The 20,845-nt window shown below is 66.9% G+C and carries 19 protein-coding genes and 5 pseudogenes; 14 read left to right on the top strand and 10 right to left on the bottom strand.

The genetic code is table 11. The features are described 5' to 3' along the window. Positions 1-161 precede the first annotated feature (161 nt). The gene (locus tag J2X65_RS23280; RefSeq protein WP_310206602.1) at positions 162-1,478 is read left to right on the top strand and encodes a sorbosone dehydrogenase family protein; all 1,317 of its coding nucleotides are present in this window, start codon (positions 162-164) and stop codon (positions 1,476-1,478) included. A gap of 85 nt (positions 1,479-1,563) precedes the next feature. On the opposite strand, the gene J2X65_RS23285 is transcribed toward J2X65_RS23280, so the two are convergent. The 4 genes from J2X65_RS23285 to J2X65_RS23300 all read right to left on the bottom strand — a co-directional run bounded on the left by J2X65_RS23285 (position 1,564) and on the right by J2X65_RS23300 (position 4,290). Beyond that, positions 1,564-1,899: an Atu4866 domain-containing protein gene (locus J2X65_RS23285; protein WP_310206604.1), complete on the bottom strand. Its 336-nt coding sequence runs from the start codon at positions 1,897-1,899 to the stop codon at positions 1,564-1,566. 141 nt (positions 1,900-2,040) lie between these two features. Next, positions 2,041-2,592 carry a nuclear transport factor 2 family protein gene (locus J2X65_RS23290; protein WP_310206607.1) on the bottom strand — a complete coding sequence of 184 codons (552 nt, stop codon included), beginning with the start codon at positions 2,590-2,592 and terminating at the stop codon, positions 2,041-2,043. A gap of 58 nt (positions 2,593-2,650) precedes the next feature. After that, positions 2,651-3,214: a hypothetical protein gene (locus tag J2X65_RS23295; protein ID WP_310206610.1), complete on the bottom strand. Its 564-nt coding sequence runs from the start codon at positions 3,212-3,214 to the stop codon at positions 2,651-2,653. Positions 3,215-3,231: 17 nt separating this feature from the next. Then, positions 3,232-4,290, bottom strand: coding sequence for an aldo/keto reductase (locus tag J2X65_RS23300; RefSeq protein WP_310206613.1), 1,059 nt, complete (start codon positions 4,288-4,290; stop codon positions 3,232-3,234). A gap of 97 nt (positions 4,291-4,387) precedes the next feature. Here J2X65_RS23300 and J2X65_RS23305 point away from each other — a divergent pair, with 97 nt between their 5' ends. The 3 genes and pseudogenes from J2X65_RS23305 (at position 4,388) to J2X65_RS23315 (ending at position 6,768) form a co-directional block, all read left to right on the top strand. Further along, a complete protein-coding gene (locus J2X65_RS23305; RefSeq protein ID WP_310206616.1) occupies positions 4,388-5,278 on the top strand; it encodes a LysR family transcriptional regulator in 891 nt (296 codons plus the stop codon). A gap of 90 nt (positions 5,279-5,368) precedes the next feature. After that, a pseudogene (locus tag J2X65_RS23310) lies at positions 5,369-5,607 on the top strand (IS5/IS1182 family transposase); the annotation flags it as partial. A 147-nt stretch (positions 5,608-5,754) separates the two neighbouring features. Beyond that, on the top strand, positions 5,755-6,768 hold the full coding sequence (locus tag J2X65_RS23315) for an IS110 family transposase (protein ID WP_310206663.1): 1,014 nt from the start codon (positions 5,755-5,757) through the stop codon (positions 6,766-6,768). 550 nt (positions 6,769-7,318) lie between these two features. On the opposite strand, the pseudogene J2X65_RS23320 reads toward J2X65_RS23315, so the two are convergent. The 5 genes and pseudogenes from J2X65_RS23320 to J2X65_RS23335 all read right to left on the bottom strand — a co-directional run. Continuing rightward, positions 7,319-7,775 (bottom strand): annotated as a pseudogene (locus J2X65_RS23320) (molybdopterin cofactor-binding domain-containing protein); the annotation flags it as partial. A 129-nt stretch (positions 7,776-7,904) separates the two neighbouring features. Continuing rightward, positions 7,905-7,979 (bottom strand): annotated as a pseudogene (locus J2X65_RS27035) (hypothetical protein); the annotation flags it as partial. Beyond that, positions 7,967-8,188 (bottom strand): hypothetical protein, encoded by a 222-nt coding sequence (locus J2X65_RS23325; protein WP_310206619.1) that lies wholly within the window; start codon positions 8,186-8,188, stop codon positions 7,967-7,969. The gene J2X65_RS23325 and the pseudogene J2X65_RS27035, both read right to left, overlap by 13 nt. Continuing rightward, positions 8,188-9,169, bottom strand: a pseudogene (locus J2X65_RS23330) (FAD binding domain-containing protein). Before J2X65_RS23330 ends, J2X65_RS23325 begins: the two are co-directional and overlap by 1 nt. Beyond that, positions 9,166-9,708, bottom strand: a pseudogene (locus J2X65_RS23335) (2Fe-2S iron-sulfur cluster-binding protein). Before J2X65_RS23335 ends, J2X65_RS23330 begins: the two co-directional pseudogenes overlap by 4 nt. A 347-nt stretch (positions 9,709-10,055) precedes the next feature. Between J2X65_RS23335 and J2X65_RS23340 the strand changes: the two are divergent. The 10 genes from J2X65_RS23340 (at position 10,056) to J2X65_RS23385 (ending at position 20,436) form a co-directional block, all read left to right on the top strand. Next, positions 10,056-10,568, top strand: a complete 513-nt coding sequence (locus tag J2X65_RS23340; RefSeq protein WP_310206622.1) for a sigma-70 family RNA polymerase sigma factor — start codon at positions 10,056-10,058, stop codon at positions 10,566-10,568. Between the two features lie 115 nt (positions 10,569-10,683). Next, positions 10,684-11,571, top strand: coding sequence for a FecR domain-containing protein (locus J2X65_RS23345; RefSeq protein ID WP_310206625.1), 888 nt, complete (start codon positions 10,684-10,686; stop codon positions 11,569-11,571). Positions 11,572-11,694: 123 nt separating this feature from the next. After that, on the top strand, positions 11,695-13,266 hold the full coding sequence (locus J2X65_RS23350; protein WP_310206629.1) for a TonB-dependent receptor plug domain-containing protein: 1,572 nt from the start codon (positions 11,695-11,697) through the stop codon (positions 13,264-13,266). Next, complete coding sequence (locus tag J2X65_RS23355; RefSeq protein WP_310206666.1) at positions 13,191-14,132, top strand: TonB-dependent receptor domain-containing protein; 942 nt, start codon at positions 13,191-13,193, stop codon at positions 14,130-14,132. Before J2X65_RS23350 ends, J2X65_RS23355 begins: the two co-directional genes overlap by 76 nt. After that, on the top strand, positions 14,132-15,040 hold the full coding sequence (locus J2X65_RS23360) for an ABC transporter substrate-binding protein (RefSeq protein WP_310206669.1): 909 nt from the start codon (positions 14,132-14,134) through the stop codon (positions 15,038-15,040). The genes J2X65_RS23355 and J2X65_RS23360 overlap by 1 nt, the downstream gene beginning before the upstream one ends. A 10-nt stretch (positions 15,041-15,050) precedes the next feature. Beyond that, entirely contained in the window at positions 15,051-17,027 is a 1,977-nt protein-coding gene (gene fhuB / locus J2X65_RS23365) for a Fe(3+)-hydroxamate ABC transporter permease FhuB (RefSeq protein ID WP_310206632.1), read from the top strand. Then, complete coding sequence (fhuF, locus tag J2X65_RS23370) at positions 17,024-17,767, top strand: siderophore-iron reductase FhuF (RefSeq protein ID WP_310206634.1); 744 nt, start codon at positions 17,024-17,026, stop codon at positions 17,765-17,767. Before fhuB ends, fhuF begins: the two co-directional genes overlap by 4 nt. Further along, complete coding sequence (locus J2X65_RS23375; protein WP_310206637.1) at positions 17,764-18,336, top strand: ABC transporter transmembrane domain-containing protein; 573 nt, start codon at positions 17,764-17,766, stop codon at positions 18,334-18,336. Before fhuF ends, J2X65_RS23375 begins: the two co-directional genes overlap by 4 nt. Beyond that, a complete protein-coding gene (locus J2X65_RS23380; protein ID WP_310206640.1) occupies positions 18,323-19,756 on the top strand; it encodes a hypothetical protein in 1,434 nt (477 codons plus the stop codon). Before J2X65_RS23375 ends, J2X65_RS23380 begins: the two co-directional genes overlap by 14 nt. A 320-nt stretch (positions 19,757-20,076) precedes the next feature. After that, positions 20,077-20,436, top strand: a complete 360-nt coding sequence (locus tag J2X65_RS23385) for a hypothetical protein (protein WP_310206643.1) — start codon at positions 20,077-20,079, stop codon at positions 20,434-20,436. 154 nt (positions 20,437-20,590) lie between these two features. On the opposite strand, the gene J2X65_RS23390 is transcribed toward J2X65_RS23385, so the two are convergent. Next, on the bottom strand, positions 20,591-20,845 hold a 255-nt coding region (locus J2X65_RS23390), incomplete at its 5' end, for a hypothetical protein (protein WP_404977788.1).

A 20,845-nucleotide genomic window follows, 5' to 3' on the forward strand; every position in this document is an offset into this window, starting at 1 on the left:
CCGCTCCCGACTTTCGGGGCGCCGGCGCAGCCACATTCCCGCAGACGGCGGCCGGAATCATGCGATGGGCTCCGGCGACACAGTCGCTTTCCGCTCGTGGGGCATTGCGCGTCGATACCTTTCCGGGATCAGATGGAGCAGTCCCCAAATCCGGAGTCCTCATGGCCAACTACGCGAAGATTGGCGGCCTCATTGGCGCGTGCATCACCGGCGTGGCTCATTTGCTCGCCGACCTGCGCAAAGCCCCCGCCTTGGCCGAGGACGCCGGCTATGGCGACTTGCCGAGCCTGCCCAAGCCGAAACCCACCCTCATTCCCATCATGAAGATCGCGCCTGCGGTCGGCTGGGCCGAGGGCCAGAAACCCAAGCCGGCAACGGGACTGAAGGTCGATGCCTTCGCCGGGCAGCTCGATCACCCGCGCTGGGTGTACGAGTTGCCGAATGGCGACATCCTTGTTGCCGAGACCGCCGCGCCGCCGACGCCGGGCGGCATCTTCAGCCTGCGCTGGTGGGTGATGGGCTTCGTGATGGTACGCGCCGGGGCGGGCGTGAAGAGCGCCAACCGCATCTCACTGCTGCGCGATGCCGACGGCGACGGCGTGGCCGAGATCAAGCTTCCCTTCCTCGAAAACCTCAACTCGCCCTTCGGCATGGCGCTGGTCGGCGACCAGCTCTATGTCGCCAACGCCGACGCGCTGGTGCGCTTCCCTTACCAGCCGGGTGCGACCCGCATCGATTCCCCGCCGGTGAAGCTGTGCGACCTGCCCGCGGGCCGCAACCATCACTGGACCAAGAGCCTCGTCGCCAACAAGGCCAGCACCAAGCTCTATGTCGGCGTCGGTTCCAACTCCAACGTCGCCGAGTTCGGGATGGAGGAGGAGGAAAACCGCGCCGCCATCCTCGAGGTCGACATCGCGACCGGGTCGGTACGCGTCTTCGCCGGCGGTCTGCGCAACCCGGTCGGCATGGACTGGAACCCGGTGACCGGGGAGCTGTGGACCAGCGTCAACGAGCGCGACGAGATCGGCGACGACCTGGTGCCCGACTACATGACCTCGGTGAAGGACGGCGCCTTCTATGGCTGGCCCTATTGCTACTGGGATAAAATCATCGACGAACGGGTGAAGCCGCAGCGTCCCGATCTGGTTGCCGCTTCGCTGAAGCCGGACTACGCGCTCGGCTCGCACACCGCCTCGCTCGGCCTGACCTTTGTCGATGACGAACGCTTCGGTGCGCGGTTCAAGGGCGGCGTGTTCATCGGCCAACACGGCTCGTGGAATCGCAATCCGCCCTCCGGCTACCGGGTGATCTTCATTCCCTTCTCCGAGGGTGTTCCCGCCGGGCCGCCGGAAGAAATCCTCGGCGGCTTCCGGGTGGACGGCAAGGCGCTCGGACGCCCGGTCGGCGTGATCGTCGACCGGCGAGGCGGCCTGCTGGTGGTCGATGACGTAGGCGACTGCATCTGGCGCGTGACGTAGGCCTGAGCCTCGCCTTCAAGAAGGGGAACGTCTTCACCGATGAGCCGGTCCGCCCTTTGCCAAGGGTGCTCGCCACACCAGGGCGTCAGGGCTTTGCGACCGGGGTCGCGCGACGGCGCAAGATCATGCCGCCGTGATGCAAGGTGTCGGGGTCGACAAAGTCGCCATCGGCGGTGAAGCCGGTGTCGTCCCAATATTCGATATGCGTGCCGGTCACTTCATAACGGCCTTCATAGGCGCGTTCGCGGGTGCCCCGCGCCTCGACATAGCGACCGTTGGGTAGGAGTTCGTGACGGATACGGCCATCGTCGGTCACCCACATGCCGCTATAGGGATGGTTCGGCGGCGATGCGGGCTCCTCTGCCTGTACGGATTGGCTCAGGAGTGTGGCGGTCATCAGGACGGCGAATGCTTGTCGCATGATCGAATTCCTCAATATCGACAGGGCCGTCGGCCACGAAGGCCGAACGGGACACTGCAGGGGTTATGAAGTCGGTCGCCCGGCGCGCCGTGCCCGAGGCCGGCCGTGGATCGGCCCGCGGCTCGGCCGGGCGACCTCCCTCTATTGCGCGCGCGGCTCGTTATTCTCGACGACTCGCTGGTAGGCGACGAGATCGAGGAACGCCTCGGCCTCGACGACCAGGCCATCCTTCATCCGGAACATCCAGAGGAACCGGTTGCGATAGGGGGCGCCCGAGGTTGTCGTCGCCGAACCGTCGAAGCGGATGAGGACCGTGTCTCCCACGGCATAGATGCCGCGTACCTCCGGCACGACCGGGGTAGCGAGACGGCTTGTCAGGGGGCGCGATGCCCGTTCGACGAAGTCGTCCTGGCTACGGTAGGTGCCCGCGACCGGGCCGGAGCCGTGGATCGTCCAGACGACATCGGGGGCGAGAAGCGCGCCGAAGACATAGGTTCCTTCACGCCATTTCTCGAAGGCATCCTGGACGATGGCCTTGTTCCGTTTTTCGATGGCGGTGTCATGGGCCTCCGCGCCCGGGTCGGACGCCGTGATCTCGGCATGCGCCGGTCCGATGACGGCGAGGAAGGCCGACGCGATGAGCAGCCTGTGGCCCGCGCCGACAAGGCGGGAGCTCAATGAAAAGAGGGTCATCGGATCGTTCCTTTCGTTGGCATGCGGAGGGCAGTAAGTCTTGTCGTGTTGCGGTCGATCAGAAACCGAAGAGCTGCCGGGACTCCTCGGGCGTGATACGGCGCGTGCTGTTGTGTTCGCGCACGATCTTCCAGACATCGCCGGTGCATCGCCAAACCAGCGTCGAGCGTGCGCGGATCGAGACGATCGGCTGGCCTTCGGCCGGCTCGAGCCGCGCCGCGAATTCCAGCGTCGACGTCGCCAGCTCGGTGCCGATAATGGTCTCCGGACCGTTCAGGACGAGGTGGTGGGCGCGGCGCAGCGCCTGGAACGATGTCTCCCACAACGCACGGTATTCCTCCGGCGAGCGGGCGATGCGGAAATCGGGAGCCATGTCGTCATAGAGCACGACGTCGCGGGCCTCCCAGTCGTAGTATTTGCCAAGCTTTTCGCGGAAGTCCCAGGGTTGAGCGGCGACGGGCTTGTCCCAGCCGACGAGGATCCATTCCCTGTGGAGTTCGGCAACCGAGCTTGCGCCCGAAACCGCGCATCGGGTTGTCGCCACCGCTTGCGCCTGCGACGCGCTCGGCAAGGCAAGCGCCAGGGTTCCGGCAGCGATGATCGAGGATAGGCGGATACGCATGTGGTTCTCCTGCGGAGTCAGCTGCGGCGCGCCACGGAAGCTCCGCCGAAGATGAGCTGCTGGACCATGGGCCGCTCCACGAAGCGGGCCGGGAAGATCGGATCGGGATCGCTGACCCGGTTCAGGCGATCGAGCTGTTCTGCCGACAGAGCCACGTCCAAGGCGCCCAGATTCTCCTGCGCCTGGGCGAGGGTGCGGACGCCGATGATCGGCGAGACGACCGCCGGGTTCGCGAGCGTCCATGCCAGCGCGATCTGGGACGGCGTCGATTCCATCTCGTCGGCCACGGCGCGAACTTCCTGCGCGATCTCGATCGAGCGCTCGGTGAGATGCCCTGACGAGGCAATGACACCCTTGCGGCTGGCAGACACCGCGGCCTCGCGTGAATCTTCGACGTCCGCCCTGGTGTATTTGCCGGCCAGCACGCCGCCCCCCAGCGGCGACCAGGGGAGCACGCCGAGACCCATGGCGGCGGCCATCGGCATGAGTTCGTGCTCGACGGTGCGCTCCACCAGGCTGTATTCGATCTGAAGCGCGACGAAGGGCGACCATCCCCGGATGTCGGCGAGGGTCTGCATCTCGGCAATCCGCCAGGCGGGCGTATTACAGATGCCGAGATAGAGGATCTTGCCGGAGCGGACGAGGTCGTCGAGCGCCCGCATCATGTCATCCGGCCGGGTCGTCATGTCCCAGGCATGGAGGTAGAGGAGATCGATCCGGTCGGTGGCGAGCTGCCTGAGGCTTTGCTCGACGGACCGCACCATGTTGAGGCGATGGTTGCCGCCTGCATTCGGGTTGCCGGCCTCGCGGGCCATCGTGAACTTCGTCGCGAGGACGAGCCGCTCCCGCTTATCGCCGATGAACGCACCGAGGAAGCGTTCGGCTGTCCCGTTGGTGTAGTTCACCGAGGTATCAACGAAATTTCCGCCATGATCGATGTAAATATCGAAGATGCGGCGGGCTTCGTTGCTGTCCGCGCCCCAGCCCCAATCGGATCCGAACGTCATGGTTCCCAGGCTCAACGGTGAAACACGCAAGCCGGAACGTCCCAGAAGCTTGTAGTCAGCGAGCGTCATCTGTCGGCCACCTCCATTCACCGACCGAAAACTAAGGGTCCCCAACAAAGCCGACAACTTGCCCAACCGTGACTACGCTGGTAATCTCACATTACCAATGGCTACCGATCTCACGGGAATCTCTGTCTTTCTGGCCGTCGCGGAGATGCGGAGCTTCCGCGCGGCCGCCGCGCATCTGGGCGTGACGCGGCCGGCGGTAAGCCAAGCCATCCGTCGGCTCGAAGATCGCCTCGGCGTCGCGCTCGTCCAGCGCACGACGCGAAGCGTCAGCCTCACCGAGGCCGGCGAGCAGCTTTTCCAGCGCGTGGCGCCGGCCATCGCCGAGGTCGGCCTGGCCCTGGACGCCGCAGCGGATAGGGACATGGCGCCGAGCGGCCTTTTGCGGCTGGCGGTATCCTCGATCGCGGAACGGTTCATCTCAGGGCCACTGCTGGCCGGCTTCGCGGACGCCCATCCGGCCGTTCAGCTCGATGTGACCGTTACCGATGAGGAATTCGACATCGTGGCGGAGGGCTACGATGCCGGGGTGCGGCTTGGCGAGGTGATCGACCAGGACATGATCGCCATCCCGGTGTCGGGCGAGCAGCGCCAGACCGTCGTTGCCGCGCCTGCTTATATCGAGCGCTTCGGCAAGCCTTCGCATCCATCCGAGCTGGCGCAGCATCGCTGCATCGGCTGGCGTCCTGCCCCCCAGACAGCGCCTTACCGCTGGGAGTTTGGCGAAGACGGGCGCGAATACGACGTCGCCGTCAATCCCGAGATCACCACCAATGACATGTGGCTGATGATCCGCACGGCTTGCGCGGGGGGAGGGATAACCTTCGGCATGGAGGAGACCTTCAGGCCCTATGTCGCCTCCGGCCAGCTGGTGCCTCTTCTCGAAGAATTTTGTCCGCCCTTTGCGGGCTTCTTTCTGTATTTTCCGAACCGTCGGAATCTCGCCCCGAAGCTGCGGGCCCTGGTCGACCACGTAAAGCGATGGCGATAGCGCCTATTGCCGTGAACACCGGACTGTTGAGGAACGGCCTAGCGCCACACGGGTGCCCCGGCGGCGGCGAGACGCGCTACCGCGCCAGCCCGCTCGATCTACGAGGGCGCCCGAGATATGGCACGGGACATCGCTGCCACCGACGCCTATGTCACCTCCCGCCGGCAGTGCAACAGGGTGGAGGTGCTGTCCGCCCACCTCAAGCGCATTCTGACGCTCGACCGACTGCGACTACGTGGCCGAACGGCGCCCGCGACGAGTTTCATCTCGCCGCCGCACGGAATCTTAGGAAGCTCGCCAAGCTCCTGCCGAACGGTCCGCCGGCCACGGCCGGAGAAAGGGAGTGTGCGCGCGTCGACATGAGCGGCGATGTCACCACGCTCCAGCACCGACTTTTTCAACATGGGGTAATAGGCGGCAGCTCCCCTGCGGAGACCGATACGCTCGGCTCCGTCATTGGAAGAGGAGACCCCACCATGGAGTATTTTGCGGGCCTGGATGTCTCGATGGAAGAGACGCACATCTGCGTTGTCGACCGGGACGGGGCAATTGTTCACGAAGCAATGGCCACGTCTGCACCGGACGCCATCGAGGCAGAACTGGCGAGGGCTCCAGCGTGTCGACGTGTCGTCTTCGAGACCGGTCGGATGGCGCCGATGCTCTACCATGGCCTGGTCGCCCTCGGCCTGCCGGTGGTCTGTATCGAGAGCCGGCAGGCCTATCAGGCGCTCAAGTCGCTGGCGACCCACAAGACCGATCGCAACGATGCGCGCGGCCTTGCGCATCTCGCCCGGACCGGCTTCTTCAAGCCAACGCACGTGAAGTCGCTCCCGGCACACGCCATTCGCTCGCTGATCATCGCCCGCAAGAAACTGGTCGGGCAGCGCGTGATGATGGAGAACCAGATCCGCGGACTCGCCGTGGTGTTCGGTGTCCGTTTGCCACGAGCGCTCAGCCCTGCCTTCATCGAGCGGGCGCTGCGAGCAAGCGAAGGGATCGATGGCCTTTCCGCCGCTATGCGAGGCCTCATCGCGGCGCGCGGCGCCGTGCTCTCCGCCATCACGGCCATCGATGCCGACATGAAGAAGCTGGCCAGGTCATCTGAAGCCTGCCGCCGATTGATGACGATCCCGGGCGTCGGCCATATCACCGCGCTTGCCTTCACGGCTGCCGTCGACGACCCCGAACGCTTCCGGCGCGCCCGAGACATCGGCGCCTATCTGGGCCTGGTGCCGCGTCGCTATCAATCCGGCGAGGTCGACTACACCGGTAGCATCTCCAAATGCGGCGACCGAGGCGTGCGCACGCTCCTCTACGAGGCTGCGAACGTCATGCTCACGCGCTACCGAGGATCTCTGAAGCTGAAGGAATGGGCTTTGGGCATCGCCAAGCGATCCAGCATGCGGAAGGCGCGGGTCGCGCTTGCCCGGCGGCTCGCCATCATCATGCACGCCATGCTCCGGCACGGCACGGAGTTCAAGCCAGCGTAGCCGATCTCGGCGCCGGATCACACAGGAGGCCGTAACAGCTCCCCGAGCGGGAGCGACGCCGAGGGAGGGAATGGATGACGGCGCCGATTCTGTCGCATGCTGCCGACCCGTCGGCCGACTGCGGTTTCAACCAAGCTGCTCCACGCCCAGCCAACCCCATCAAGTGCCCATGAGCACGTAGAGAACGCAGGCACCCGAAAGCGTCGATATCGCTCCCAAACTGAGCTGCCACCCTTGACCTATTAGAGAACGATATCGGCGCGGGGCCGACGATCCGTACCAGGCACGGTCCTATCCCCACGACGCAAAGTTCTCGCTTCGTGGCGAACGGATCTGCAGCCGACCCAAGCGACGCCTGCGAACATCATCAGCTTGTAGCGATCGCTGGCGGAAGCAGCTGACGTTGCGGCATGAAGCTTGGCAGAGCTAGGCCAGGAATAGGGAAGCCGTGCATGAGCACGGATAAAGCCCGCCAGAAGATCCGCAAACGGCTTCGACCGGTCGGTCGAGATTTTGGAATGCCTGCACGAGGCCGGCGAGCCGCTGGCGGTCACATCAGCTTGTCCAGCGTGATGGGAAGCTCGCGCACGCGCTTGCCCGTTGCGTTGCAGATCGCGTTGGCAATTGCCGCCCCGGTGCCGGTGATCCCGATCTCGCCAATGCCACGAGGCCCCCATGGGTGTGTGCGGGTCGGGGATATCGGTCCATATGACATCGATCTCTGGCACGTCCATGTGGACCGGCACATGGTACTCGGCGAGACTCGGATTCATCACCCGTCCATTCCTTTCGTCGATCTGGGTCTCCTCCATAAGGGCGAGGCCCATTCCCATGATGATGCCGCCACGAAACTGGCTGGCGGCGGTCTTGGGATTGAGGATGCGCCCGCAATCGAACGAGCCCAGGAACCGGCCGATGCGCGGTTCGCCGGTGACGGCGTTCACCCGGACCTCGCAGAACATCGCGGCGTGGCTGTGCATGGACCAATGCTGCATCTCGAGCGGCAGCGCCCGCATCACCGGCAGGCTATCGCCTCCGGCCGCTTTCTGTTCCGACAGGAACACCGGCGGCGGCGTGAGTCGTGGGGCGTTCTGGTGCGTCATGACGAGCGCGATGCCAGCCGACGCCGCGGCCTCGCTTATGTCGAGCTCAAGGATGCGGCCCTTGGCGATGGTGCTGTAGGCGAGCGCGGCATAGGTCATGTCCGCCATCGGAAACTCGGCGGCGAAGCGCGCCTTGCCGCTGACCTTGAGCGGCCGTCGATCCGCGACACCGGCCTGCCGACATGCCCATACTGGTGCAGGAGTGGATCCGGCGTGCCGCCGGGAATCCAGCTATCCGGCGCCAGCGCCACCGCCTTGCCCATCACGCCCTGCAGGGTACCCTGAACGCGTGTCTTGACCTCATCGATGATGCCCATCACGCGCCTCCCGCTAACTCGTCCAGCACGGCGACGATCGTGCGGCGCGCAAGCTCGATCTTGAAGCCGTTATGTTCGAGCGGATGCGCCTCCGTGAGTTCGGCATCGGCCGCAGCGACGAAGCTTGCCTCGGTCGCGCGCTTGCCACGAAGGATGTCCTCGGCCTTGAAGGCGCGCCACGGCTTGTGCGCGACACCGCCGAGCGCCAGCCGCACATCGGCGACCCGGCCCTCCTCGATCGTCAGCGCGGCGGCGACCGAGACGAGCGCGAACGCATAGCTCGACCGGTCGCGCACCTTGCGATAGGTCGATCGCGCGGCGGCGGCGAGCGGCGGCAGCTCGATCCCGGTGATCAATTCGCCCGGTTTCAGCACTGTCTCGATATCCGGCCGGTCGCCCGGTAAGCGATGGAAATCAGTGAAGGCGACTTGGCGCTCTCCATCTCCCATCTTCAGATGGACGACCGCCCCGAGCGCCGCGAGGGCAACGCTCATGTCAGAGGGATGCACCGCGACACACGCGCTGGAGGCATCGAAGGTGGCATGGTACCGGGAGAATCCTTCGAGGGCGTCGCAGCCCTGTCCGGGCCTGCGCTTGTTACAGCGCGCCCTCCTGGTCATAGAAATAGGTGCATCGGGTACGCTGCAGCAGATTGCCGCCGACGGTGGCCATGTTGCGGATTTGCGCGCTTGCCCCGGCGACGATGGCGCGGGTGAGCACAGGATAGCGCACACGGATGAGCGGGTGCTCCGCCAGTGCGGGGTTCCGCATGGCGGCGCCGATGAGAACGCCGCCATTCGCCGTTTCGCTGATGCCGCTCGACAATCCGGTCACGTCGACCAGCGACCGAGGCCGCTCGATGGTCTCGCGCATCAGGTCGACGAGGTTGGTCCCGCCGCCGAGATAATGGGCGCCGGCGGTGCCCGCGTGGCGGACGGCATCGATCGGATCGGTCGACCGGTGATAGCTGAACGGGTTCATTCGGCCGCCTCCCGGCTCGGGGCGGAATGCTGTCCGGTCCCGGCCTCCTCCCAAATCTCCTCGATCGCCGCGACGATGCCGTTATAGGCGCCGCAACGGCACAAATTGCCGCTCATCCGCTCGCGCAACTCGTCACGGCTGAAGGGAATGACGGATGCCTCGAGATCATCGGTCATATGGCTGGGAACGCCGCGGCGCAGTTCCTCGATCATGCCGACGGCAGAGCAGATCTGACCCGGCGTGCAATAGCCGCACTGGAAGCCGTCCTGCACGACAAAAGCTTGCTGCAACGGGTGCAGGGCCTCGGGCGTCCCGAGCCCTTCGATCGTCGTGACTGATCGCCCCTAATATTGAACAGCCAGCGCCAGGCAGGCAAGGATGCGCTCGCCGTCGACGATGACGGTGCAGGCACCGCAGGCTCCCTGGTTGCAGCCCATCTTGGAGCCGGTCGGCCCAATATGCTCGCACAGCAGATCGAGGAGAGACGTGCGCGGATCGAAGTCGATCTCGACCGGCATATCTTTGATGGTGAACTTCATGGCGGTGCTCCTGGCAGAAGTTTGCCCTTCGATCCAGTTCGCTAACACCGCAGGCGGGATCGGTTCACCGAACCCGGCTGGTGCCGCAACGACATGCGAGCTTCGGCCGCTCTCATTCACTCGCGCCGAAACGGATGCCGCTTCGCAGACCCGAGGGGCGCGCCATTGGCGTGAAGCCCCCGTTATGATCGGCTCGTCTATATGAAGAGCTTCACTTGCCCGTGCGGCCCCGATCGCTCTTCTTTCCCGCCTCCTTAGAAAACATATAAACTATTGAATTTGCACGATTAATTTTCTACCGATAGACTGTGCGGCATTGGTCACCGGCTCCGTTGCACATCGATTCAATGTCGTCGACAGCCTCTCAAGCGGCCCGACTTTATGCCTCCGAGCACGGCAGGCTCGCGCGGCTGATCCAGCGCATCGTCCGCAACCGGGCGACGACCGAGGATCTCGTCCACGATTCCTTCGTCAGGCTGCTCGACCGGCTCGGCGCCGGCGCCGGCATCTCCGACAAGGAAGCCTATCTCACCCGGATCGCGCAGAATCTGGCCATCGACCACCGGCGGCGGGAGAAGGAACTGCTTAGCCTCGACGAGGCCGGGCTTTTCGAGATGGCCGATGCCGCCCCCACGCCCGAGACCGTGCTGGCGGATCGGCAGGCGCTGGAAAGAACCATCGTCATTCTCGCCGGCATGCCGGAGCGCACGCGCCAGGCCTTCGAGATGCATCGCCTTGGCGAGGCCACGCTCGTCGAGATCGGCGGCGCCATCGGCATCTCGACCGCCCATGCGGGACGGCTGGTGATGGACGGGTATCGCCAATTGCGCGACGGTCTGCGCACTGCCGGCTTCGATTAGCCCTCGCGCGACCTGAGAAAATTCCGCGCCAGGACGTCATTGTCTATAGGTGGCGCGCCTTGCAAATATGGCCATGTCGATGACGGCTGAGAGCGACGATCTCTGGAACGAAGCGATGGCGCTGCTGCTCGCCTGGCAGGCGCGGCCGGACGACGAGGCCGTGCGTGAAGATGTGCGCCGCTTCTGCGCGCTCGGCAGCGATCGCCGCGCGGCATGGGAAGAGGCGAAGATGGTCTATCGCCTGGCGGGAAGCGCGGTTGCCGAGAAGCGGGTGCGGCAGCGCCGGCGCGTCACTCGGCGGCAGGCCCTTGCTGGCGTCGGCGCTCTGGGACTGATCGGCGCGGGCGCGCTGTTCGGGCCCGGCCAGTGGCAGCGCTGGCACGCCGACTACACGACGAGCGTTGCCGAGATCAAGAGCATCCAGCTTCCCGATGGAAGCTGGCTGACGCTCGGCCCCGAGAGCGCCGTCGACATCGCCTTCAGCGACAGGCTGCGGCGGGTCGACGTGCTCGACGGCATGGCGCTGTGCGAGGTCGCGCCGGAAATGCGACCGTTCGAGGCCAATACCGGCGATCTGCGGGCCACGGCGCTTGGGACGCGGTTCGAGTTGCGTCAGAACGGCGGACGCAGTGTGGTCGGGGTCGAGCAAGGCACGGTCGAGGTGATCGCCGGAGCCGAGGCGGCGACACTGCATGCCGGCGACTGGCTGGCTTCCGGCCCGGGCAGCAGCATCGAGCGCGGCCATCGCGATGCAGGCCAGACCGCTGCGTGGCGGCAGAAGCTGCTCGTCGCCGAACGAGACCCTGTCGGCGCCGTGGTGGCGGAGATCGCCCGCTGGCGCACGGGCGAGGTCTTCATTGCCGATCCCGGCCTGATGGGCGTGCCCGTCAGCGGCCTCTACGACCTGCAGGACCCCGACGCGGCGCTGGCGGCCGTGGTGGCGCCCTATGGCGGCAAGGTCCGACACGTGTCGCCCTGGATCACCGTGCTGACCCGAATCTGATCTCAGAAATTTCGTCGCCGTGAGGAGAAATCCGCCGGCCTGCCCCGTCAACCCATCAGGAAGCGCGCCGAACCACCCCTCAAGAGACGGACGGCGTGTCGGGCTGATGAATGGGGAACAGGGATGAATCGGAACAGGCTTGGCGCCGCGCCTCGCTCCTTGGCGGGCGGCGCGACGGGGGCTTCCGTGCTGGTGATGGCGATGCTGGTGGCGTCGCCCGCGACGCTGGCGCAGGAGACCTCGGTCGCGGCGGCGCAGCGTAGCTTCTCGGTCGCCGCCGGTCCGCTGTCCTCCGCGCTGGTGGTGTTTGGCCGGCAGGCCGGCGTGCAGATCAGCTATGTGCCCTCGGTGGCCTCGGGCGTGTCGACGCCGGGCGTGTCCGGCGGCATGAGCGTCCAGGCGGCACTGGCGCGGCTGCTGGCGGGAACCGGCCTCGCCCATGAGTTCCAGGGCGCCACGGTGGTGATCCGGCGGCCCGCGCCGCTCACCGGCGAGGCACCGGGTGGTGCCATCGAGCTCGACACCATCGACGTCGCCGGCGACGGCACCGACGGCTTCGTCGCCACCCGCACCGACGCCGGCACCAAGACCAACACCCCGCTCATCGAGGTGCCGCAGTCCATCTCGGTGGTCACACGCGCCGAGCTCGACGTGCGCAACGTGCAGACCGATGCGGAGGCGCTGACCTATACCCCCGGCATCTACGCCCAGCCCTTCGGCGGTGCGCAGAACCAGCAGAACCCCTATTACATCATCCGCGGCTTCCCCAGTGCGCAGGGCGGCTCCTATGTCGACGGGCTGATCAGCTTCATCAACTACCGCTATGAGCCCTACGGATATTCCCGCTACGACGTCGTGCGCGGCCCCTCCTCCAGCCTCTACGGCCAGAGCGATCCGGGCGGCCTCGTCAACCGCGTCTCCAAGCTGCCGACCGAACAGCCTTTCGGCGAGATCCAAGTGCAGGGCGGCACCTTCGACCGCCTGCAGGGCGCCTTCGACATTGGCGGCCCGCTCGACAAGGACAACCAGTTTCTCTACCGGCTGACCGGCCTGTTCCGTGATGGCGACGCGCCGATCACCTATGATTACGGCATCACCTCGCCCGACGAGCGCCAGTTCATCGCGCCGGCGCTGACCTGGCAGCCGAACGAGGACACCAAGATCACCTTCCTCGGCAACTACCTGAAGGACAAGATCGGCCAGGAAAACTCCTTCATGTGGCCGCAGACGCGCCAGCTGACGCATCTCGCCATCCTGCCCTCGGACTATGGCATATGGGACCAGGAGCAGTATTCGCTCGGCTACCTGCTGGAGCACAATTTCACCGACAACCTCACCTTCCGGCAGAACCTTCGCTACAGCCACATGGAGAGCAACATCCGCTCCGGCTGGGTGTGGGACGTGACCGACGGCATGGCGGCCCGCGTCATCGACGGCAATGACGAGCGGCGCAGCGACCTCGTGATGGACAACCAGGTGCAATACGAGTTCGGCACCGGCCCCGTCTCGCATTCGCTGCTCGTCGGCTTCGACTACCAGAACACCTCGGATTGGATCGCCTTCGTTGACAATTGGGACGCGCGCCGCTCAACATCTTCGACCCCGACTACAATGTACCGCTGCCCAGCGCGACGCCCTGGCAGTCGGTCACCTATACCGGTGAGAATTACGGCCTCTATCTGCAGGACCAGATGAAGTTCGGCGACGGGTGGATCCTCACCCTCGGCGGCCGGCAGGACTGGGTGAACGGCAAGTCGGTCGGCTATGACCTCTACGCCGCCGATCCGGTGATCGACGCCAGCAGCGACGACGAGAAGTTCACCTACCGCGCCGGCCTGACCTATCTCTTCGCCAATGGCGTCGCCCCCTATGCGAGCTACGCCACCTCGTTCCTGCCGCAGTCCGGCGTCGATGCCTTCGGCGACGTCATGGAGCCGACCACCGGCGAGCAGGTCGAGGCCGGCGTCAAGTTCCAGCCGGTCGGCTGGAACGCCATGTTCACCGCCGCCGTGTTCCAGCTCACCAAGCAGAACGTGCCGACGCCCTATGGCGAGGACCCGTTCGGCCCGATGGTGCAGGATGGCGAGGTCCGCTCGCGCGGCGTCGAGCTGCAGGCGACGCTCAGCATCAGCGGCTGGAACCTCAACGCCTCCTATACCTACAATGACGTGGTGGTGACCGAGGCCAATCCCGAGGTACCGAACAGTTCGCTGGCGCTGGGCAAGCATCCTCGCTGGGTGCCCGAGCATATGGGCTCGATCTGGCTCGACTACACCTTCGCCACCGGCAAGCTCGCCGGGCTCAATCTCGGCGGCGGCGTGCGCCATGTCGGCACCACCTATGCCGACGCGCTCAACGAGATCGCCAACGATCCCTACACGCTGGTCGACGCGGTGATCCGCTACGACCTGTCGAAGATGTGGCCGAAGATGAAGGGCGTTGAATTGGCGGTGAACGCCACCAACCTGCTCGGCACCGAATATGTCACCTGCTTCAGCGCCGCCGACTGCAAATGGGGCGCCGAACGCACGGTGATCGGCACGCTGACTTATCGCTGGTGATGACGGGCGGCATCACCCGCCGCGCCGCTCTGGCTACCGCCGGGGCGGCGCTGCTCGTTTCAGCGCGGCGCGCGGCGGCGTCCGCAGGTGGCGCGACGCGCATCGCCGTGATGGAGCTCGACATAGCGGAAGCGATGTTGGCGCTGGGCACGCCTCCCATCGCGATGGCCGAAGTCGGCCGCTTCCGCGCGCTGTTCACCGCCTCGCCGTTGCCCGCCTCCTGCGCCGAGCTGGGCGCTTCGTGGGAGCCCAATCTGGAGCGGCTTCAGGAGCTCGCCCCCGCCCGCATCCTGACATCGCGCGACCGCGAGATGCTGGTGCCGCTGCTGGAGCGGATCGCCCCGGTAACGCTGATCGAACCGGACGACGCGAACGGGCGCTATCGGCGCGGCGTCGACCTGATGCGCTTGGTCGGCAGCGAACTCGGGCGGGCAGAGGCGACACATGAGGTGATCAAGGTGGCAGAGCGGCGCCTCGACGTTCTCCGCGACAGGCTCGCCCGCCTCGACATCCCGCCGGTGTTCCTCGTCTCGCTGGTCGACGGCGGCGGGCATCTGGAACTCTACGGCGCGGGCTGCCTGCTCGACGACGCGTTGGTCCGCCTTGGGCTGCGCAATGCCAGCCCGATGGCCATGCCTTCCTATGGCTGGATCATCGCCGGCATCGAACACCTCGCCGACCGGCCCGACGCCGCCGTGCTCGTGCTCGATTTCGGCGCATCGACGCGGCGCACGCTGGCGCAGCTCGCAGGCAGCCCGCTCTGGCAGAGCCTGCCGCCCGTGGCGGGCGGGCGCGTGCGGCTGGTCAAGGCGGCGAGCGTCTGGGGCGGCGTGCCGACGCTCGCCGCATTCGCCGGCCGCATCGCCGCCGCCCTCGATCCTTCGATCGATACCGGCAATGCCGGCTAGGGCGGCGCACATGGCCGAACGGACGGCGGCGCCCGCCACGGGAGCGATGCTGATCCTCCTCGCTATGGCGGCCGGGATCGCACTTACGATCAGCGGGTTCGCCGCCCGGCTATCGCCGGACAGATGGGCCGGCGCGTTGCTGGCGCCGCACATGGACGCGGCCGAGTTGCTGTTCCATTTCGGCCTGCTGCCGCGCCTCGCCGTCAGCCTGCTGGCCGGTGCCGCGCTCGGCCTGTCGGGCGCGATCTTCGGTCATGTCCTGCGCAACCCGCTCGCCGAGCCTTCGACGCTGGGCACTTCTACGGGCGCCGGCCTGGCGCTCGCCTTTGCCACGCTCTACGCGCCCTTCCTGCTGGAGGCGGGCCCGTTCTGGGTAGCGCTCGCGGGAGCGCTCGCGGCCACGGGAGTGGCGCTCGCCATCGCCTGGCGGAACCGGCTTTCGCCGCTCGCCCTCATCCTTGCCGGCCTCGTCGTCGGACTGAGCTGCAGCGCCGCCGGCGGCGTCCTGGTGCTGTTCGAGCATCACCACCTCACCGCGCTGTTCCTCTGGCAGGCAGGCTCTCTCGCGCAGAATGGCTGGCAAAGCACGGTGGCGCTGGCGGCGGTCGTCATGGCGACGTGCGCGGCCAGCCTCCTGCTGCGGCGGTCCCTCGCGGCGATCGACCTCGATGATGCCGGCGCCCGCAGCCTCGGCGTGCCGGTCACCGCGCTCCGCTTCACGGCGCTCGCCATCGCCACCGCGCTCGCGGCGGCCGTTGCCGCCAATGTCGGCGTCATCGCCTTCATCGGATTGGCCGCGCCTGCCCTCGCCCGGCTCGCCGGCGCACGCACGATCACCGCGCGGCTGCTCGCCAGCGCGGCGACGGGTGCGCTGCTGCTCTGGCCCGCCGATCAGTTCGCGCAACTGGCGGATCGGCTGATCGGGGCGGCGCTGCCAACCGGGCTGCTCACCGCCCTGTTCGGGGCGCCGCTGCTCCTGGTGCTGCTGCCGCGCCTGAAGGATATCGGGTCGGTGTCGACGCAGGCGGAGCCGATCTCCCCTGGCAGGCCGCTCATCCGCATCGCCGTGCTCGCCATCGCGATGATCTCCGTGCTGGCCATGGTGCTCCTGCTCGGGCGGGGAGGAAGCGGCTGGTGGCTCGCCATGCCCGGCGATCCGGTGCTGGGCTGGCGATGGCCGCGAACCCTGTGTGCCTTCGGCGCCGGCGCGATGCTCGGCCTCGCCGGCATGATGATCCAGCGCGTCAGCGCCAATCCCATGGCGAGCCCGGAAGTGCTCGGCATCTCCTCCGGCGCCGCCGCCGGCGCCACGCTGCTGGTGATCCTCGCGCCGGTGGTCGAGCGTCCCGCCGTGCTCGGCGCGGCCTTTGCGGGCGCGGGAGCGGGGACGGGCCTACTGATGCTGCTGGCCCGCCGCTCGGGCTTCGCACCGGAACGCCTGCTGCTCACCGGCGTCGCGCTCACCACCATCCTCGGCGCGTTCCTTGGCCTGATCATGCTCAGCGGCCATCCGCGGCTCGATCTTTTGCTGCGCATGATGGCGGGATCGACCTATCTCGCCTCTTCCGGCGAGGCCGTCGCGACGCTGGCGCTAGCCGCCGCCGGGCTGGTCACGCTGCCGCTGACCGCGCGCGCCCTCACCCTTCTCACGCTCGGCGCCCCGGTGGCGGCCTCGCTTGGCCTTGCCGTGCGCATCAGCCGGCTGGGCGTCATCGTCCTCGTATCGGCGCTGACGGCGGCGGCGACGCTGGTGACGGGCCCGCTCAGCTTCGTCGGTCTCGTCGCGCCGCATGCCGCGCGCCTCCAGGGCTTCGGCCGGCCGGGGATGCAAGGCGTCGCCGCCATGCTGATCGGTGGAACGCTGATGGCGCTGGGCGACTGGCTCGGCCGCAACCTCGCCTTTCCCTGGCAGTTGCCGGCGGGCCTCGTCGTGAGCCTCGCGGGCGGCCCCTATTTCCTCTGGCTCATGCTGCGGAGGCGGGCATGAACGCCTCGAGGGAGCTGTGCCCGCTGGAGGTTCTGCCGCCTCGACATGCCGGCAACTATGCCTATGTGAACGCCTGTTTTTGGCCGGCACCGGGTCCGGGCGGGGGCGTGCCCGGTACCGCTCTGACGGACCGAACGCTGGTCGCGCCGCTGATCGACGCCTTTGCCGCGCATTATCCGGGCTGTGACCGGCGCCCCATCGTCTCCATGTGGTTCCAGATCTATGTCGCGGCGCTGCTGCCGCCACTCTTCGCCGCCGACCTTTTCCGCGCCCTCGCCCTTCCTGTCGCCCTGCAGGATGTGACCGTGCTGTTCGCACCTGACGGAAGCTGCACCGGCTTCGTGCTGCTGCCCGGCGTCGGCGCGAAAGGCGATGCGTTCGAGCGCTTCGCTCCGGTGATCTTCGATCACCTCGAACCGCTGATCGAAGCGCTCGCGGTGGAGATGCGGCTTTCGCGACGCCTGCTCTGGGCCAATGTCGCCGAAAGCCTTCAGGCCATCGCCGCCGTCGCCGAACATCTGCCCGGCGCGCCTGCCGACGCGGCGGCGGACGCCGATCTGCTTCTGGAATCGCGCCTCTGGACTGACGGCCGACGCAACCCGCTGGCCGGACATACGCTCTACCGGCCGACCGACCATGATCACCGCCACCGTTCCCGCCGCGTCTGCTGCCTGCGCCGCCTGCTGACCGGCTTCGAAACCTGCCCGGAATGCCCGGCACCAACGGAGCGCGCCGGATGACCTCGCTTCTCATGCTCATGCGCCCCTTTGTCGGGCCGCTCGCCATCGCCGGCCTGTTCGGCGTGCTTGCGAGCGTCACCACCGTCGCGCTTCTGGCGACGACGAATGCGATGCTCACCGGCGCCGACCTCAAAACCGGCACCTTGCCTGTCTTCGCGCTTCTGTGCCTCCTGGCGTTCGGCGGCACGGCTTTGGCCGATGTCGTCACCAACAGCGTGGGGCAGAGGCTGGTCGCCGGCCTGCGCCGCTCCCTGTCGGAAAAGATCGGCGCCGCGCCGATCGACACGCTGGAGCGCTACCGGACGCATCGCCTGATGCCGGTGCTGACCGGCGACGGCGACGCCGTCAGCGACCTCGCCTTCCTCTTCGCGCCGCTGGCGATTGCCGGCGCGGTCATCGCCGGCTGCGTCGCCTATCTTGTCTGGCTGTCACCGCTGTTCGCCCTCGTCGTGTGCAGCCTGCTCGTCATCGGCTCGGTCGCGGTCTATGCGGCCCGCACCCACGGCATCTCCGGCTTCCGGCTGGCGCGCGAGAGCGAGGACAGCCTGCACAAATTTGCCGGACGCTGATCGACGGCGCGCGAACGCCGCCGACCGCGACCTCAAGACCCTCAATGCGGTGCGGGATCGCATCCGCGGCGTCTACGCCCTCCCGTCCAATCCCAATGGCCTGCTGGTGCGCGCCGGCCGCATCGCCCGGAACCTGAATTACCTCAGGCTCATGGGCGGCGTGACCATCTCGTCGATCCCCGATCTCGGGCGCCCGGTCATGGAATATGGCCTGGTCCGCACCTTCCGGGACGGCTGGATCCCCTTCATCGCCGGCTTCAAGGACATCCGCCCGATCGCCCGGCGCGAGGCGCAGCTCGCCGGCACCGCCATCGACATGGCGCTCGATAGCCGCGCGCTGTCCATCGCGGATCTCATGGACGATTACGGTCGCACCTCGAAGTTCGAGCGGGCCATCCACGGCATGTCCAGCAACTTCGGCCTGGTCAGCCTGATGGCGCCGTGGACTGATGCCATGCAGCAGGTCACGTCGCTCATCGCCATGAACGGCATGTTGCATACCGCCGGGGCGGCCTCGCGCGGCACGGCGGCGTCGCGCGAGATCGGAAAGCTCGCCACCAGCGGCATCGACCAACCGATGACGAAGCGGATCTGGTCCGAGTTCTCCCGCGAGGGCCGTGGCGACACGGTGCGCGAGCTGCGGCTGCCGAACCCCGAGGCGTGGGCCGACCGCGGCGCCATCGAGGCCTTCCGTGGCGCATTGGTGCGCGAGGTCGACCGGGTGATCATAAAGCCCGTCCAGGACAAGCCGCTCTGGATGTCGACCGAACTCGGCAAGCTGGTCGGGCAATTTAAGGGGTTTGCCGTCGCGTCCACTCAGCGCATCCTCCTCGCCGGGCTGCAGCAGCGCGACGCGCATGCACTGAGCGGGCTCCCGATGATGGTTGGGCTGGCGCCGCCTCCTACGGCATCCGATCCGCTACCTATGGCCGGGATGTGTCGGACGATCCTGTACCTGGGCGATCGAGGGCATCGACCGCTCGGGCGCGCTCGGCTGGCTGATGGAGGCAAACGGCATCTCGGAGCGGCTGTCGCGCGGTCATGTCGGTCTGTCGGCGCTCACCGGCGAATATGCCAGCCGCTATCAGTCGCGCAAAATTTACGGAGTTCTCGGCGGTCCGACCGCCGATCTCGCCGGCGACGTGGCGCAGATATCGGGCGCCGTCGCCGTCGCCGCCGGCGACCTGCGTGCCACCGACCTGCATCTCGCGCGGCGGATGGCGCCATACAACAATCTCTTCTGGTTGAGCACGGTGCTCGATCGTGCCGAGCACGGCCTTGCGGATGCCTTCAGCTTGCCGGGGCGCCGATGACCAGGCTGGATTGGACCCGCGGCCGTCGCAGCGGCGGCTACTCGATCGAGCTCGCCATTCCGGCCTTTCACGCCGAGCGAGATCCTGCGCGGTGGTGTTCAGCATAGGCCGAAGCGCGAGATCGCCGCGGCGCCTATAACCCTGACGCGCCTCGTCACCCACGGCATCAATCGGCTGTCGATCTGGTGTCCGGCTTGCCGCCGACCGGAGCATCACGACATTGCCCCCCTGGCGGCGGAGGCGCTGACGGTGCCCCTGACCGAGCTCGGTGCTGCTGTGCGTTGTGCCCATTGCAGCGGGCCGACCATGGTCGCACCGTTCCGCTCAAAGGTGCGCACCCGACGTGTTTGACAGCCCCCCGCCCGAACCAAAGGACGAGGCTGCTGCCAGCACGACCGCCGAGCCGCGGCGCCCGGCGGTGAGCCATATGTACCGCGCGCTGGCTGCACAGCTGCACGATCGGATCCGCCGCCTCGGCCTGCCCATGTGCCGGTGCGATGACCTGAGCGGCGTGCAGGACGGCTACACCCCGAAGATGCTGCACCCGGACACACCGTCCGGTCGCCAGGCCAGCTGGCCCACGCTAGATCTGGTCATGACGGCGCTATTCCCGGACGGCTACTCCATCATCATCAAGCCCAACGACGGCCGGAAGGCGCTCAAGCTCACCGCCCTGCGCAATCCGACGGTGGACGCCCGCGAGCGCGCCATCATGCAAAAGATGGGCAGACTCGGCGGGTTGAAGGCGGCTGCCAACAGGCGCTCACGTCAGTCAGCGGCGGAGTAGGCTTCGGGGGCCGGAGCGTTACACCGTCTTATTCAGAGATAATCCGCCGAAGAGAAAATGCGGTTGGTCCGCACAATGTGCCTCCCATTTGCCGCTCGAGCTTGTGTACCTGCGTATTGCTGATCCAACTTGGGAGGCTCTGGAAAATTCTCCCTCAGGTGATCAGGAAATTGCTCGTCGTCAGCTGGGCCAGCTTGGCGTTCTGTAAGACGATGCCGTCGCTGCCGTCCCAGATCACCACGTCGGTGCCGTTCTGGAACGCCGCGTCCATTGCCGCGCCGATCGAGGAGAAGATCGCGCTGTCGAACACCACCCGGTCGCGGGTGACGTTCCAGTCGACGAAGTAATCCACCCCGCCGCCTTCCTCCAGTATCGCGTAGTCGTAGCCCAGCCCGCCATAATAGGCGTC

The sequence above is a fragment of the Ancylobacter sp. 3268 genome (assembly GCF_031456575.1).
Lineage (GTDB): Bacteria > Pseudomonadota > Alphaproteobacteria > Rhizobiales > Xanthobacteraceae > Ancylobacter.